Genomic DNA, 14,700 nt, shown 5'->3' on the forward strand with positions numbered 1-14,700 from the left:
TTAGCAGAACAGCGGCATATTTGACAATTAATTGTTTTTACTTTGATTTCACTGTCCAACTTGGAGATAGCCGGTTAAAGAAGCATTGAGTTGCTTAACGGAAATATTTAGTAATTGACTGACTGTTTGTAAAATTTGAGGATGTGAGGTAATAATTAACAGTTCTGGTTGTTCAAGTTGTTGGTACAAGGTACTATGACTAGGTAACTTGACCGCTTGATTAATTAAAAGTGCCCGATTGTCTGTATTTAACTGCATAAAAGCCAAGTAAAAGTGTGTTGCAACGGTAAGCTTAGCTTGTGGAAATACGGTTTGCCAGACGTTTTTTTGTGTCGGCGCGACATTTTTTTGAATTAATAAATAATCATGCGGGTGTTGCACATTATGTGCAAATAGACTATTCTGATTCAAATATGTGGTTAAAAAGGATTGCGTACCAAAAATTAATTTAATGTTGGACATATTAATTCTCCTTATGAGGTGTAAATAATGAAGATCACAGTTTTAGGTTATTATGGCGGTTATCCATATCGTCAACAAGCAACGACTGGTTACTTATTACAAGACCAGGGCTATAACTTGCTGTTGGATTGCGGTAGTGGTGTTTTAAATTCATTACAAAATGTTTTGGATCCGTTGCAGTTAGATGCGGTAGTTTTAACTCATTATCATCATGATCATATTGCTGATATTGGTGTTTTACAATATTATTGGCAATTACATGAAGGAACCAAAAAACAAGCTGTTTTGCCCATCTATGGTCATACTCAAGACCCATTGAATTTTGCTAGCTTAACATTTGGTAATTTTACACAAGCAAAGGCTTATTCGCCGTTGCAATCGTTAAACTTGGGTCCCTTTACGCTTGATTTTAAACAAACTATTCATCCAGTGCCAACTTTTGCAACTCGTATTACTGATTCGCAAAATAAAGTGCTGACTTTTACTGCTGATACGGCCTATTTTGCTGATCTAGCTACTTTTGCTCAAAAATCTAATTTATTGATTACCGATACTAATTTTGGAACAGCTAAGACAGGGCAATTGTGGCACATGACTTCTACTCAATCAGGACAGCTGGCCCATGATGCTCAAGTAGATGCCTTATTAATTTCTCATTTACCACAAAATTATCCGTTAGATAAATTAGTTGCTGAGACGCAACAAGCCGCTGGTGAGATTCCGGTTGCTCGGGCCAATACTGGCTGGCGCAAGGTAATTGATTAGGGCTATTCCGACAAAGATTGCTGATTCGTTGTAGTTAAGCCCTCAGCTAAGCAGAAAGCTAGACATTAAATTTTGACTTACCTATAATTGAATTGTGATTAAAAATAATCGCTAAATTATTTAAAAAAGGAGAAATTCTATATGGTAACCTTATACACATCTCCAAGTTGCACTTCTTGTCGGAAAGCCAAAAAATGGTTTGAGGACAATAATATTCCTTATAAAGAGCGAAATATTTTTGCACAACCACTTTCAAAAGATGAAATTAAAAAAATTCTTCAATTAACTGAAGATGGTACCGAAGAAATCATCTCCAAGCGTTCTAAAGCTTATCAGGCTTTAAATGTTAACTTAAATGATTTAACGGTTGATCAATTAATCAGTTTAATTGAAAAAAATCCAGGCTTATTAAGACGTCCAATTATGATGGATGAGAAAAGTTTGCAAGTGGGCTACAATGAAGACGAAATTCGCCGCTTTTTGCCAAGAGCAATTCGGGTAATGGAATTACGAGAACTACAACGTGCGCAAGCATTTAATTAGTAAATTTTTCAGATTAACCTTTTACTTTCTGGTGATGCCTGTTAGAATAAATTAATAAGTGAGGTGGGTCAGCCATGGAAGTGGAACACGTTAATGAAAACATGATTCGAGTAACATTGGAAAGTCATGACTTAAAGGAACGTGGAGTAACGGTTCTAGATTTATTAGGTAATCGCAAGCAAATTGAGAGTTTCTTTTATAATATTTTAGAAGAAGTAGATACAACTCATACATTTGTTAAAGATCAGACCGTTACCTTTCAGGTTATTCCAAGTCATAAGGGCTTAGAGTTATTAATAACTAAAGTTCCTGATCAAAAACAAGAAGATACTGAAGAAGACCATGATCTTTTGCAAGCATTAGACGTTGTGGCTAATCCCACAGAAACAGATTCTTCCAATGATGATTTAGTTAATCTTGATGACCCAATAAAAACAATTATTTTTAGTTTTTCTGAGTTCGAAGATTTCGTGGAATTAAGTAAAGCTTTACGAGTTAATTCGGTTGTTAGTAACTTGTACCAACTTCAAGGTCAATATTATTTAGAATTAATTATCTATACTGATCAATTACGTAGCGTTAGTGTTGCTGATATTATTGCCTTGGCTAAAGAATATGGTCAATTGGCTAATGTGTCTGAGCCAATGTTGTCAGAGTATGGTCATTTAGTGATGGAACAATCTGCATTGGAATTAACACGTTATTATTTTGCATAAATAATTCTCTTAAAGATACTAGTTTTAATTTGATTAATTCAAATTAAAACTAGTATCTTTTTTGTAATTAAAATAAGGTGTTAATTATATGTTAGTAGCAAAGAATCAAGCCGGAGAATTAATATATGCGTCCGAATATCAAGCACCACAAGCGGTATTTTGTCCGCAATGTCATCAACCAGTACAATTAGTTGTGCGCCAGCAGCAGCGACCTTATTTTCGACATGTGGTTTCACATGCGGGAAATAATGAAACGCCAATCCATCTGCAAGGTAAACAATGGTTAGCGCAATGGTTGCGTGAACAATTTACCGTTCAATTAGAATATGTTATAGATCCCAAGCAGCGCATTGATGTTTATGCTTATAACCATCAATTTCGGTTAGCAGTGGAATATCAATGTTCGCCCATTAGTTCGCAAGAATTAGCAACACGCCAACAGCAGTATTTACAAAAAGGTTTACATCCGTTGTGGATTTTTGGACCGCAACATTATCGGTTGAAAAATCAACTAACACACAGTCAAGGTTTATTGAGTTTTAATCAACAGTGGGGATATTACATTTTATATAAATTACCACGAGAAGATTTTTTGCGGTTGTGTTATCATTTTGCTTTGAATCCGAGTAGCAGACAATTATTTTGGCAAATGAAAAAGATTTATACCTGGACGCAACTGTTACAATTTCAAAGGCCATCTAGTCATTATCAAATTGCCACGATTGACTGGGCACAATGGTATCTAACACACTGTCGTTATCCTGACCAGCAGTTTATTCAATTTCAAAATTGGTGTTATCAACAACAGCAAAACTTGCTTGATTGGATCAAAAAAACACCGTCGCAGACGGTGTTTCCCATTTATAAATACTTAGGTTGTTATTTGCCATTAGTTTATCATTTTAACATTCAAGCTCTTTCTGATTTTCCCCTAATTAATTCAGAAATTACTTTACTAAATGCAAAACAGGATTGGCAGCAATTTGTTGATCATTAAGCTCAGTATCAGAGATTAATGATTTTAAGACTGTCGTCAATTCAATCGGTGAACAATTCTTCAAACAAAAGGCTTGGGCTTCTTGATTTTGAGAATAATCATAAATTACCGTTGTCGGTGTTTCATTGATTCCTAATTCCGAAGCAATTTTTTGATCTTCAATGCATTGGCTCAAGGTTAATTCATTTTTAGTATCTTTAACCATCGTACGCCAATCTAAATTAACGCTTTGAGCAATTTCTTTCATTAACTGAATCGTAAATTTTTGCGATTGAAAGTTGATGGCATGTTGAAGATTAATTAAGAATTGGCGGCCTTTTTTGTTGCCTTGAAAAGTAGCTGCTTTATAATAAAGTGTTGCTTGATAAACATCATCGGTTAACTTATTGCGCAGATTAATGTCGTGTAAGTTATAGTTATTGTTTTTTAAATAATGATCCATTGATAAAAAATTGTTTAAAGCGACAAACTTAAAATGTGCATTGATGTGATGCTTTTTAGCAAAATCAATAATTAATTGTTCCGTTTTTAAACAACGTTGACCAATCGGATTAACAAAAACAAATACTTCCCACATATTGCTAATACCTCCTAAAACCCCATAATTAGAACATATATAAATTAAGATACCAGATCTGAAATATTTTTCAAATAATAAGCCTTCAAAAGTTCAGTGAAGCGCGATTTTGAACAGCTTTGGATGTTTAAAAAGCGAACTTTAACGCAAAAGCTAGAGTTTTAGGATGATAGAACCAGAGGACTTATTCGGTGAGGATTAAAATAATGTTCGGATTGCAGTCTTTTCAAATAAAAAATAAATTTAAACTGGAAATGACAAGCATTATGTTATAGTTAAACGGGCGAGGTGATTAAAATGAATGATCAAAATTGGGATACTTTTTTATTGCCATATGAACAAGCAGTGGACGAATTAAAAATCAAATTACGTAGTATGCGCAAAGAATTTATCAATTTAGGAGAACATTCGCCAATTGAATACGTAACGGGCCGGGTAAAAACTGTAGCCAGTATTAAAGAAAAAATGCAACGGCGGTTTATCACACCGGAATTATTGGAACAGGATATGCAGGACATTGCTGGTTTAAGAATTCAATGCCAATTTGTGGAAGATATTTATCAAGTAGTTGATATTTTGCATAATCGTACGGATTTGTCGGTGGTTGAGGAACGTGATTATGTAACTAACAGTAAGCCTAGTGGTTATCGTTCCTATCACGTGGTTTTACGGTATCCAGTCCAATTAGCCACCGGTGTGAAGGAAATTTTAGCAGAAATTCAAATTCGCACGTTGGCTATGAACTTTTGGTCAACGATTGAACATTCCTTAAATTACAAATATCAAGGAGATTTTCCAGAAGATATTAATTCGCGTTTAAAAAGGGCTGCGGAAGCATCTTTCATGTTGGATGAAGAAATGTCTAAAATCCGTGAAGAAATTCAAGATGCCCCTAAATATTTTGCTAATCAAAAATTTAATAATTCGAAGCAATCAAAGGAGAAACAACCACATGAAGGTGTGGATTCAAAATAATTTTAAAGATTTATCGCGAAAATTGGCCCAGCAATTAAATGCTAAGTTATTAGCAGCTGGAGTAGTAATTACTCAAAAAGACCCAAACCTAGTCATTACAATTGGTGGCGATGGGACTTTTTTGAGTACTTTTCATAAATTCGCCCAGCAATTAGATCAAGTGCAATTTGTTGGCATTCATACGGGACACTTAGGTTTTTATACTGATTGGAAAGATTCTGAAGTAGATGAACTAGTGGAACAAATTTTACAAGGACCCCAACAAGTGGTTACTTATCCATTGCTAAAAGTTCAGATACAGTATACGAATGGTTGTCGTCGACAGTTTTTGGCGTTAAACGAATCGCAGTTGAAACGGGTTTCCCAAACAATGCGCGCTGACATTTTAATTGACGGTCAATTATTTGAACGTTTTCGCGGAGATGGCATCACGGTCTCTACTCCTACAGGCTCGACAGCTTATGCAAAGTCTATTGGTGGCGCCATTATTAATCCTAATTTAGAAGTGATGCAGTTTAATGAAGTAGCACCGATTAATAATCGTGTTTATCGGACCGTTAATTCACCTTTAATTTTGCCTAAAGGTCAAGTGATTACCGTGGTACCACAGATGGCAGCTGATTATGTTTTGACCGTAGATAATTTGGCTTATGATAAAAATTTAGTTGAAAAAACTCAATACCAAATTGCAGATGAAAAAATTCAAATTGCATCTTATCGTACCAAGAATTTTTGGCAACGAGTACGGAATGCATTTTTAACGGATGGTAGTTAATGAATTATCGGTGGCTCAAGACCAGTTCTAATGAACAAAATTTACGACAATTTTTACAGCAACAAGGCTTTTCTAAAACGCAACTCAAACAAATTCAATATCATCAAGGAAATGTTTACGTTAACCACAAACGACGTTATTGGAGCTTTAAAGTCAAAGTGGGTGATGAAATTATTGTCACTTTACCAACTGAACAAGGCTCCGAGCAAATTCAACCGATTTCAGGGGCACTGGCAGTTTTATATGAAGATGATAACTATTTATTAGTTAATAAACCAGCCGGGGTTGCTTCGTTACCTGCAAAGGGGTTAACGACTGTAACAATGGCTAATTTGGTGAAGGCTTATTTACAAAGAACGCACCAAGTCAATGATGTAATTCACTTGGTATCCCGATTAGATCGTGATACTTCAGGCGTTTTGACATTTGCTAAGAATGCTTATGCACATCACTTAATTGATCAACAGTTTCGCACACAAAGTATTACCAAAGAGTATATAGCCTTAATAAAAGGACACTTATCTGCTAATCAAGGCGAAATTGATCTACCAATTGGTGTAGATCCTAAAAATCATAATTTGCGTTGTGTCGACCAACAGGGAAAATGGGCTTTAACCAAATATCAAGTATTGCATCGTATGTCGGATTTCACGGAGGTTAAAGTGCAACTGATTACGGGGCGAACACATCAAATCCGTGTTCATTTTGCAGCAATTGGGCATCCGCTACTAGGTGATCAAGCTTACGGGGGAGCTAGTTCTTTAATTAAAAGACAGGCACTACATTGCTCAAAGTTAAGTTTCTTTGATGCAATTGGGCAAAAACAGCTTGTTATTCAGGCCCCATTACCTTCAGATTTAACTCGTTTAGTCAGCAAAAGTTAATTTTTATGTATGAAAAAAGGTTGCAGGTTAAAAACTGCAACCTTTTTAATATCAACAATATTATTTCAAAAAGCCAAAGTAACCAATAACGATGATTGCTAAGATGATTCGGTACCAGCCAAAGGCTTTAAAGTCGTTTCTTTGAATGTAGTTGAGTAAGAATTTAATTGATAGATAAGCTACAATAAATGAAACCAATGTGCCGACTAATAAGACACTAGTTTGCATGACAGTAAAAGTATTACCATGCAAAAAATATTTAACCAGTTTTAAACCACTAGCACCAACCATTGTCGGAATAGCTAAGAAAAATGAAAATTCTGTGGCCACAAAGCGGGAAGTGCCGATTAAAATGGCGCCTAAGATAGTTGCTCCGGAGCGCGAGGTTCCTGGAATTAATGATAAAACTTGAAAGACACCGATGGCTAAAGCAATCGAATAAGGTAACTTATCCAAGTTCGTTAACCGAGGCTGACGTTTTTTGTTCCAATTTTCAATGATAATAAATAAAATCCCATAGATTAATAAAGTGGCAGAAATAACTTGCCAGTTATTAAAATGTTCGTCCATATAATCATTTAATGGTAAGCCAATGATGACAGACGGCAAACAAGCTAGTAATACTTTCAACCATAAAACCCAAGTTGATTTTTTTTGTCGAGTATCCTTGGTGGGTGAAAAAGGATTTAATTTATGGAAGTAAATTACGACCACGGCCAAGATGGCGCCTAATTGAATCACCACCATAAACATATTAATGAAGGCGGTGGATTCCTTTAATTTAACAAATTCATTAGCTAAATATAAATGCCCCGTGGAGCTAATAGGGAGGAATTCTGTAATTCCTTCAATAATGCCTAAAATAATGGCTTTAAAAATGTTTAACATCAGTTTCCTCGTTTCAGATTAATGATTAGTAAAATTTGATGCAAGTACCTTCGGGAACTTGACAATCGTGATTGTTAAAAGTTAATTGACCGGAATCTAAATCACGATTAAAAATCGTAACGTCATTGGATTTTTGGTGTGGCACTAAAACAAACTGGCCCGTAGGATCTAAGCAAAAATCACGCGGAAAATCACCCTGTGTTTTGATGGTTTGTAAATGTTCCAGTTTCTTACCATCAGCACTAATCCGAAATGAAACTAGGGAATTGTGGCCCCGATTGGAAGTATAGAGGTATTGACCGTCAGCGCTGATGCGAATAGCAGCGGCAGTATTTTCACCTAAATATTCTTGCGGTAGTAAGTGATAGGAATCTAATAAATTAAATTGGCCGTGATCATAGTGTAAAACTAAAACCACAGAACTTAATTCACAAATACAATAAGCTAAATCAGGATGTTGCGGGTTAAAGACCAAATGTCTCGGCGCACTACCCGCAGGAGCAGTAAAGGTACTATTTAATGTAGCGTGTGCTTGATCATCAATTTGGTAAGTAGTAATTTGATCTGTACCATAATCGCAGACAACTAGTTGTTCATCAGGTGTGAGATGAGCCATGTGCGGATGAGCTGCTTCTTGTTCTGGTTTAACACTACTGCCTTCTAATTGAATGGTATCAGTAATGGTGAGAGTTTTGTCGGGATTAATTTTATGGATTGTCACAATTCCAGTATGAAAATTAGCGGAAAAAACTAATTGTTTTTGTTCAGCTACTTCCACATAAGCCGGTGAACTTCCATTTTGTAGGGCACTGCCCAGATAGTTAAAGTTATTATTGAGATCATACGCGGCAATCCCGCCCTGGTCGCCATCTTGAACAATGGAATATAAAATATTATTATTAGAAATTGTAAAGTAGGTTGGTCCTTGTAGTTTGACAGCTAAATGAGCTGCAGACAGGCTAGCTTTTTGTGTATCAAATTCTAATTGATAAATTCCTTGACTGGTTTGTTTTGTGTAACCACCGATTAATAATTTTTCTTGCATGAAGAAAACCTCCTTGAACAACATTTTATAACAACTTCCATTAAAATGCTGGTAGTATTATAGTAATTTATCATAAAAGTGAGTGTAAAAGATATGGAAATCAAAGCAAAAATAACTGAAATTGGTCCACAAGCACTTGATTCGAGTGATGATTTTTTGATATTATTCAATTCCAGTGCAACCTTGGATTTGCGCAAAGTTGCTCTGATTCAAGAGTTTGCCGCGGGACAGCAGCAATTGTTAAATTTACAAGTAGGACAAAAGATAATGATTGATCACCACAGTTTTACAATTCAAGCGGTTGGTCAACAGGTCAACGATCAATTGCGAGCCATTGGTCATACGATCTTGTATTTCCAAAAAGCTCCCAGTAATCCCCAGATTAACGGTGTTTATGTAACAGGTACAATGCCAAAGCTACAGGTTGGCTCTATCATTTGTTATGAACAATAATGAGGTAAGTATGAAAAAAAAAACTTGGTTTACAAAATGGTTTTTAAATAATAAGTTTACAGTGGTTTTACTGAATGTACTCTTATTATTTTTGATCATTGCGGTTTTTGCTAAAATTAGTTATGTTTTTCGCCCATTGTGGCAAATTTTAGGAATTATTTGTCCACCTTTAATTGTGGCCATGATCTTGTATTATTTAATTAAGCCGTTGACCAATTTTTTGCAACGGCGGTTGCATTTGAATCGAATTGTAGCTATTGCAGTCGTTTTTTTAGTGATTTTATGTATCTTAGTCTGGGCAATTTTGACATTGATCCCAATTTTACAGAGTCAGGCAACATCTTTAATCAAAAACTTGCCGGCCTACTGGCATTTAATTCAACATACGATTAATGCAATTAGCCATGAGCCGCATTTACAAAATTTGCATCTGCAAGATAATTTATCTTGGAGTAAATTTTCGGATACTTTTATGAACAGTTTGGGCGGGACTTTTGATACGGCTTGGAATAATTTTACTTCGGCTTTAGGAGTTATTTCCAATGTGATCATGATCTTTTTAACGGCACCGTTTGTCCTCTTCTTTTTACTGAAGGATGATCAAAAAATTAAACCAGCAATTTTAAAATTTATCCCTAATCGCTTAAAAGCAGCGACAGCACAGACTTTAAGCGAAATCAATGCGGCACTTAGTTCTTATATTCGTGGACAATTAACGGTCGCTTTCTGGGTCGCAGTGATGTTTAGTGTTGGCTATTTAATAGTGGGCATGCCTTATGGTATTCTGTTAGGGATTTTTGCGGGAATTTGCAATCTGATTCCTTATGTCGGCTCGGCAATTGGCTTATTGCCCGCGGTGATTCTGGCTTTATTATCCGGACACCGAATGATTTTTAGTGTAATTATTATTTTTGCTATTGAACAAACTATTGAAACGCGCGTGGTTTCACCGCTAGTTGTGGGCAATAAAATGAATATGCATCCAGTAACGACGATCTTTGTATTATTGGTTTCAGGCGGAATGTTTGGTTTATTAGGAGTTATTGGAGGCATTCCAATGTATGCTATTTTAAAAATTCTATTCACTAAAACATTTAATTGGTTTGAAACTAATTCTAATTGGTACCAAGATGAAAATTTATTAGAAACACAACAGCCAAAAGATTCCCATTAATGCAAGAACAAACTTGTGCTTATAACTAAGCACAGCTATGTAAAAAAGGTTCATGAATTTAACTAATTTGGATAAAATTTTCCAAATTAGTTTTTTTATTGAGGCTAATTCGAAAATTTAGCCTTAAAAAAGCTAAATTTTAATTAAAATTTTAAACTAAACTAAAAAAACTGATTGGTTAGTATGAGTTAAATGTTTTTTACAGATTTGTTAGGAATTTATTATTTATAATAAGAAATTGATAAAATATTAGCTGAAAGTTATACTTAGCGTGATGTTTTTGTAGATGAATCATTGGGAGGTTTCTTTATCACAAAATGCGCTGATCGACGTCATATCAAGTTTTTGATTTTAATGATAGTTATGGTTGAAAGTGTCTTTTACACAACCACGTTACGAGCGGAGACGCTTAAATGTATTGCATTAGAGCAGTTAATTCAAAATCAGGGTTTACCAGTTGGCTTAAGTCGTAGTAATCAAGTCACAGGTGATTGGAGTCAGAATTTACTGCGTAGTGATTACAGTGATTTATTGCAAATGCAAACGAACTTCACAACTGACTTAACTAATAAATTAAGTTATAAAACACAACATCAAACACCAATTACAGATGCCACGACTGTGAGTGTTAGTACTTGGGCAGAATTTTGTGAACAGGTTCAAAACCCACAAGTAGCTACCATTATTTTAACTAACAATTTAACAGCTACTTCTTCGCCGAGCATTACGACTGATAAAACCATTAATTTTAACAATTATCAAATCAATACTGCCAAGCAAACCATCTCATTAACTCAGGGGACGACCACGGTGCAAGATGCTAATGTGGTTTCTGATCATACTAGTGCTGCTACTTATTATTGTTTTACTGCCACTCAAGGAAACCTGGTGGTCCAAGATACTAATCTGACAACTAATGCTTCACCGGCGGATATGGATAATACTAATACGAACAGTACCATTATTAATGGCGGCTTTTACACAGCTGAAAAAGCCCAAGCGCCAGTTCAACTAACTTTTGATCATGCTAATGTGTCACAACAAGTGAGTGCCGATCTGGTTCAAACTAGTATTGGTAATACTAACGATTATGCGATTGTGATGAATAGTTCTAGTGGTAGTCAATTAACTATCAATGATAGTAAGTTACAAATTCAAGCTAATAATTATATCATGTTCCCGAATATGAATAGTAATTTAAGTGTTGATAAAACAGTTAATATCAAGAACTCGACCATTGCCGCTGTTCAAGCAAGTGATTTATATACTAAAAATTATAATTTATTCTTAAATAGTGCCAATGATAATACCACGCAACGCAATTATTTTGGTCTAAATCTGAATATTAATGATCATTCCAAAATTAATGTTCTTTATAACAATGCAGGAAATTTGGATCAATCTGGAGTCATTCGAATCTATGGAGCTAATTCACTCTTTACATTAGCCAGTGGTTCCAATTTAACGATTAAAAATATTAATGGTTCTGCGATCAGTATCTCAGGCAATAATAGTCAGTTTAAAGTTACTGGTGCTGCCAATGATCAAACGACGACATTGAATGCTACCCGCGGCGAAGGCGGTGGTGGTGATTCGACCAATCCGGCGGTGCGTTTTATTTGGACTGGCGGCATGTTCTTTGATATTCAGGGCAATGCGAAAGTCAATGTTAATCAAAATTATCAAAATGTGAATAGTAAAGGGGACAATCCGCCCGGTATTCGGATGTACGGAATGGGTAATAAAATTTCTGTTTCCCAAGGAGCCGAGTTTAATCTGCATAATAATAATGCGGTAGGAACGCCTAGTGCAGGTGAATCTGGTGGACAAGGTATTTTGTATCGCGATGCTCGAGCTGATGGCACCGTTGATCCGTATAATTCTTTTGTTTTAAAAGATCCTAATTCGCAAGTTTTGGTTGCTGCTCAAAGTGGTGCTGCCATTATGACGAATTCGACACCGTTAAAAATTGATGCAGGGGATACTGCTAATGATAAGATTTCCTTCGTAGCGCGCGGTAATTATCCGAAGGGAGGAATTTTTTCTGCTCCTAGTGGGCAAAAATTAACATTTAATATGCCGTATCCGCGCTACTTTGATTTTCAAAATCAAGCTCCAAGTGGTAGTAATAGTTACTTGTTTGATGGTTCTAAGAACAGTACTTTTCAACATAATGCTTTACCTTTACAAGTTTGGGACAGTAATAGTGACATCAATGGCAATCCTTCGGGAAATTGGCAACACGTTGGTGCTAGTTATCAATCGACATCTGGTTTGTTTGCCAAGTTATTTGAGGTTGTAGTTCCGACTTCTGACAGCGATGCGACAGAAGCCGCTGATTTTAAACAATATTTAGAAACTCCATTGGCTAAAAGTGGTGCTAAGGGATTAAATAAAATTACGCGGATGACAGCTAACGTCACGCCCGCTAAAGTGAGTTGGTTACAAGATGCGAATAATCATTTTATTGATCCAGCCAATACTGATAAATATATTTGGCTCAAAGCGCAAGTTCCCGCCGAGAACGATGCCTTAAGACCGGGCTTAGATAATGAAGTGCAAGCAGAATTACAGGTTACTTTACCTGATGGTACCGTCAAAATTTTGCGGGGAACTTCTGCGCTACAAGACACTTATTATGATCAAACAACAATTAAGGGCGTGATGAAAATTGCTGCGCCTGATTTACAACTGCTGCCGACGGGAACGAAAATTAAGATTTTACGAGTTTGGCGAAATGGTACTTATGACAATGGACATTATAGTTCAAGTGTCATTGTGTCCGAACCACAAAAGGATTTTGATGATAGTGAAAAAACTGTCGTTGATAAAACACCACCACTACCAGCCAAAGTTTTATCCGCCAAGTCGACTTTAACGAACAATCAAGCAGCCACTAATCTGACAAAAATTGTACCCTCCACGACTGAATTGACGGGGACAGCGGCTGCTAATGCAATCGTGTCGTGGCGAATTTTAAACGCTGATGGTAGTCTTAAATATTCGTCGATGCCTTCAGAGAATACGCAAGTTGATAGCGCGGGTCAGTGGCGTTTAGAGCGATTGCACGGTTTGAATTCAGGTGATCAACTGCAAGTTCTGTTAACTGATGCAGCCAATAATACTAATCCGCAGACGACAGTGACTTATCACGATACCATTTTGCCCGGAGCAACGACCTTAGCGGTGAAGGGAGAATTGACGCTGCAAGTGCCTACCAAATTATATTTTGGTCAGCAGCGTGCTAATGATCATCATAATATTCCTATTACTGCATTAGATGGTAATTTAGCAGTAACCGATACGGATCATCAAGCAGCGAATTGGGCAGTTAACGTTAAGCTGGACAATCAAGTTGGGGATGATTTGGGGACGGCTAATTTGCCCCTATACTATGGTGAAGGTCTAGTCAGTTCACAAATTACAACGACGCCATTAGCAATTTTCCAAAATGATCAGCCACCAATTGTCGATAATATTTTAGATATTTCCCATTCATGGACGATTGATCCGCAAACGATGGAGAATGTTCCTCAAGGGCCATATTTAAAAAATGTTAGTGCTGCCACAACGATGCCTACAAAAAATCATACAGGGTGTTTAGCTTGGTCTTTGACCAACAGCGTTAATTAAGGTTACTGCTCTGTTCAGGCTAATTATTCATTCATAATACTGGAAAGTTATGGCCACTTTAAAGTATATTTTTTGAAAACAAGTTGAATTCTATCGGAATTTAGTTAGTTAAGTACTCATTTTGACTTGTCAGTCTATTAAATAAGTTGTATATTATTAAACGTGGACTTAACTTAAACTCTTTTATCAGACCTGGTTTGATAAAAGAGCTTAATCAGAAGTAATTTAACGTATCTTCTTGCTGCATTTGCCGAGGGGATGCGTTTTTTTGTAGAAAACTGATATAAAGGAAGCTTTGATACATGACTAATCATATTGCACTTTTTGAACCGTTAATGCCAGCTAATACTGGCAACATTGCCCGAACTTGTGCGGGGACCGATACGGTCTTGCATTTGATTCGACCATTAGGATTTAGTTTAGATGATAAGCATATGAAGCGTGCCGGTTTGGATTATTGGGATAAGGTTAAATTGGTGATGCATGATGATTTAACCGACTTTTTAGCTAGTATACCTGATCAACGTTATTTGTATTTGATTAGCAAGTTTTCCGATCGAGTTTACAGTGATGTTGATTATTCCAATACGGATGTGGATCATTATTTTTTGTTTGGTAAAGAAACTACTGGTTTGCCGGAAAAATTTATGCGCGATAATCCTGAAAAGTGCCTGCGAATACCAATGACTCAAAACATTCGGGCTTTAAATTTGTCCAATAGTTGTGCTTTGGTAATTTATGAAGCAGTTCGACAACAGCATTTTGCTGGGTTAGAATTAACACATCGTTATGAACATGATAAGTTACATTAGG

The 14,700-nt window shown here is 36.1% G+C and carries 15 protein-coding genes; 11 read left to right on the forward strand and 4 right to left on the reverse strand.

Features of this window, described 5'->3' with window-relative positions:
* Window positions 1-48: 48 nt before the first annotated feature.
* The gene (locus tag AC3B6D_RS02600) at window positions 49-462 is read right to left on the reverse strand and encodes a hypothetical protein (protein WP_489774832.1); all 414 of its coding nucleotides are present in this window, start codon (window positions 460-462) and stop codon (window positions 49-51) included.
* Window positions 463-489: 27 nt separating this feature from the next.
* On the opposite strand from AC3B6D_RS02600, the gene AC3B6D_RS02605 reads away from it, so the two are divergent.
* From AC3B6D_RS02605 to AC3B6D_RS02620, 4 genes are all read left to right on the forward strand, one after another.
* The gene (locus tag AC3B6D_RS02605) at window positions 490-1,227 is read left to right on the forward strand and encodes an MBL fold metallo-hydrolase (RefSeq protein WP_489774833.1); all 738 of its coding nucleotides are present in this window, start codon (window positions 490-492) and stop codon (window positions 1,225-1,227) included.
* A 141-nt stretch (window positions 1,228-1,368) separates the two neighbouring features.
* On the forward strand, window positions 1,369-1,770 hold the full coding sequence (spxA, locus tag AC3B6D_RS02610; protein ID WP_489757325.1) for a transcriptional regulator SpxA: 402 nt from the start codon (window positions 1,369-1,371) through the stop codon (window positions 1,768-1,770).
* A 74-nt stretch (window positions 1,771-1,844) separates the two neighbouring features.
* Window positions 1,845-2,486, forward strand: a complete 642-nt coding sequence (locus AC3B6D_RS02615) for an adaptor protein MecA (protein ID WP_489769118.1) — start codon at window positions 1,845-1,847, stop codon at window positions 2,484-2,486.
* An 88-nt stretch (window positions 2,487-2,574) separates the two neighbouring features.
* A complete protein-coding gene (locus tag AC3B6D_RS02620; protein WP_489774834.1) occupies window positions 2,575-3,483 on the forward strand; it encodes a competence protein CoiA in 909 nt (302 codons plus the stop codon).
* Here AC3B6D_RS02620 and AC3B6D_RS02625 read toward each other — a convergent pair.
* Window positions 3,434-4,060, reverse strand: a complete 627-nt coding sequence (locus tag AC3B6D_RS02625) for a DsbA family protein (RefSeq protein ID WP_489774835.1) — start codon at window positions 4,058-4,060, stop codon at window positions 3,434-3,436. The two genes, AC3B6D_RS02620 and AC3B6D_RS02625, sit on opposite strands and share 50 nt — an antisense overlap.
* A gap of 297 nt (window positions 4,061-4,357) precedes the next feature.
* Between AC3B6D_RS02625 and yjbM the strand changes: the two genes are divergently transcribed.
* The 3 genes from yjbM to AC3B6D_RS02640 are packed head-to-tail and all read left to right on the forward strand — an operon-like array spanning window position 4,358 to window position 6,694.
* On the forward strand, window positions 4,358-5,035 hold the full coding sequence (gene yjbM, locus AC3B6D_RS02630) for a GTP diphosphokinase (protein ID WP_489769116.1): 678 nt from the start codon (window positions 4,358-4,360) through the stop codon (window positions 5,033-5,035).
* Window positions 5,013-5,810, forward strand: a complete 798-nt coding sequence (locus AC3B6D_RS02635) for an NAD kinase (protein WP_489757330.1) — start codon at window positions 5,013-5,015, stop codon at window positions 5,808-5,810. The genes yjbM and AC3B6D_RS02635 overlap by 23 nt, the downstream gene beginning before the upstream one ends.
* Window positions 5,810-6,694: an RluA family pseudouridine synthase gene (locus AC3B6D_RS02640; protein WP_489774836.1), complete on the forward strand. Its 885-nt coding sequence runs from the start codon at window positions 5,810-5,812 to the stop codon at window positions 6,692-6,694. Before AC3B6D_RS02635 ends, AC3B6D_RS02640 begins: the two co-directional genes overlap by 1 nt.
* A gap of 60 nt (window positions 6,695-6,754) precedes the next feature.
* On the opposite strand, the gene AC3B6D_RS02645 is transcribed toward AC3B6D_RS02640, so the two are convergent.
* Both AC3B6D_RS02645 and AC3B6D_RS02650 read right to left on the reverse strand, forming a co-directional pair.
* On the reverse strand, window positions 6,755-7,582 hold the full coding sequence (locus AC3B6D_RS02645; protein ID WP_489757332.1) for an undecaprenyl-diphosphate phosphatase: 828 nt from the start codon (window positions 7,580-7,582) through the stop codon (window positions 6,755-6,757).
* 25 nt (window positions 7,583-7,607) lie between these two features.
* Window positions 7,608-8,627 (reverse strand): lactonase family protein, encoded by a 1,020-nt coding sequence (locus AC3B6D_RS02650; protein WP_489757333.1) that lies wholly within the window; start codon window positions 8,625-8,627, stop codon window positions 7,608-7,610.
* 93 nt (window positions 8,628-8,720) lie between these two features.
* Here AC3B6D_RS02650 and AC3B6D_RS02655 point away from each other — a divergent pair, with 93 nt between their 5' ends.
* From AC3B6D_RS02655 to trmL, 4 genes are all read left to right on the forward strand, one after another.
* Entirely contained in the window at window positions 8,721-9,080 is a 360-nt protein-coding gene (locus tag AC3B6D_RS02655; protein ID WP_489757334.1) for a PTS glucitol/sorbitol transporter subunit IIA, read from the forward strand.
* Between the two features lie 10 nt (window positions 9,081-9,090).
* Window positions 9,091-10,254, forward strand: a complete 1,164-nt coding sequence (locus tag AC3B6D_RS02660; RefSeq protein ID WP_489757335.1) for an AI-2E family transporter — start codon at window positions 9,091-9,093, stop codon at window positions 10,252-10,254.
* 363 nt (window positions 10,255-10,617) lie between these two features.
* Window positions 10,618-13,887 (forward strand): pectate lyase-like adhesive domain-containing protein, encoded by a 3,270-nt coding sequence (locus AC3B6D_RS02665; protein WP_489774837.1) that lies wholly within the window; start codon window positions 10,618-10,620, stop codon window positions 13,885-13,887.
* A gap of 302 nt (window positions 13,888-14,189) precedes the next feature.
* Window positions 14,190-14,699: a tRNA (uridine(34)/cytosine(34)/5-carboxymethylaminomethyluridine(34)-2'-O)-methyltransferase TrmL gene (gene trmL, locus AC3B6D_RS02670; protein ID WP_489757337.1), complete on the forward strand. Its 510-nt coding sequence runs from the start codon at window positions 14,190-14,192 to the stop codon at window positions 14,697-14,699.
* Window position 14,700 lies beyond the last annotated feature (1 nt).

Source organism: Bombilactobacillus sp. ESL1097 (assembly GCF_058107205.1).

Coding starts and splice junctions, on each gene's coding strand:
- AC3B6D_RS02600 (WP_489774832.1), bottom strand. CDS start 462: ATGTCCAACATTAAATTAATTTTTGGTACGCAATCCTTTTTAACCACA.
- AC3B6D_RS02605 (WP_489774833.1), top strand. CDS start 490: ATGAAGATCACAGTTTTAGGTTATTATGGCGGTTATCCATATCGTCAA.
- spxA (WP_489757325.1), top strand. CDS start 1,369: ATGGTAACCTTATACACATCTCCAAGTTGCACTTCTTGTCGGAAAGCC.
- AC3B6D_RS02615 (WP_489769118.1), top strand. CDS start 1,845: ATGGAAGTGGAACACGTTAATGAAAACATGATTCGAGTAACATTGGAA.
- AC3B6D_RS02620 (WP_489774834.1), top strand. CDS start 2,575: ATGTTAGTAGCAAAGAATCAAGCCGGAGAATTAATATATGCGTCCGAA.
- AC3B6D_RS02625 (WP_489774835.1), bottom strand. CDS start 4,060: ATGTGGGAAGTATTTGTTTTTGTTAATCCGATTGGTCAACGTTGTTTA.
- yjbM (WP_489769116.1), top strand. CDS start 4,358: ATGAATGATCAAAATTGGGATACTTTTTTATTGCCATATGAACAAGCA.
- AC3B6D_RS02635 (WP_489757330.1), top strand. CDS start 5,013: ATGAAGGTGTGGATTCAAAATAATTTTAAAGATTTATCGCGAAAATTG.
- AC3B6D_RS02640 (WP_489774836.1), top strand. CDS start 5,810: ATGAATTATCGGTGGCTCAAGACCAGTTCTAATGAACAAAATTTACGA.
- AC3B6D_RS02645 (WP_489757332.1), bottom strand. CDS start 7,582: ATGTTAAACATTTTTAAAGCCATTATTTTAGGCATTATTGAAGGAATT.
- AC3B6D_RS02650 (WP_489757333.1), bottom strand. CDS start 8,627: ATGCAAGAAAAATTATTAATCGGTGGTTACACAAAACAAACCAGTCAA.
- AC3B6D_RS02655 (WP_489757334.1), top strand. CDS start 8,721: ATGGAAATCAAAGCAAAAATAACTGAAATTGGTCCACAAGCACTTGAT.
- AC3B6D_RS02660 (WP_489757335.1), top strand. CDS start 9,091: ATGAAAAAAAAAACTTGGTTTACAAAATGGTTTTTAAATAATAAGTTT.
- AC3B6D_RS02665 (WP_489774837.1), top strand. CDS start 10,618: ATGGTTGAAAGTGTCTTTTACACAACCACGTTACGAGCGGAGACGCTT.
- trmL (WP_489757337.1), top strand. CDS start 14,190: ATGACTAATCATATTGCACTTTTTGAACCGTTAATGCCAGCTAATACT.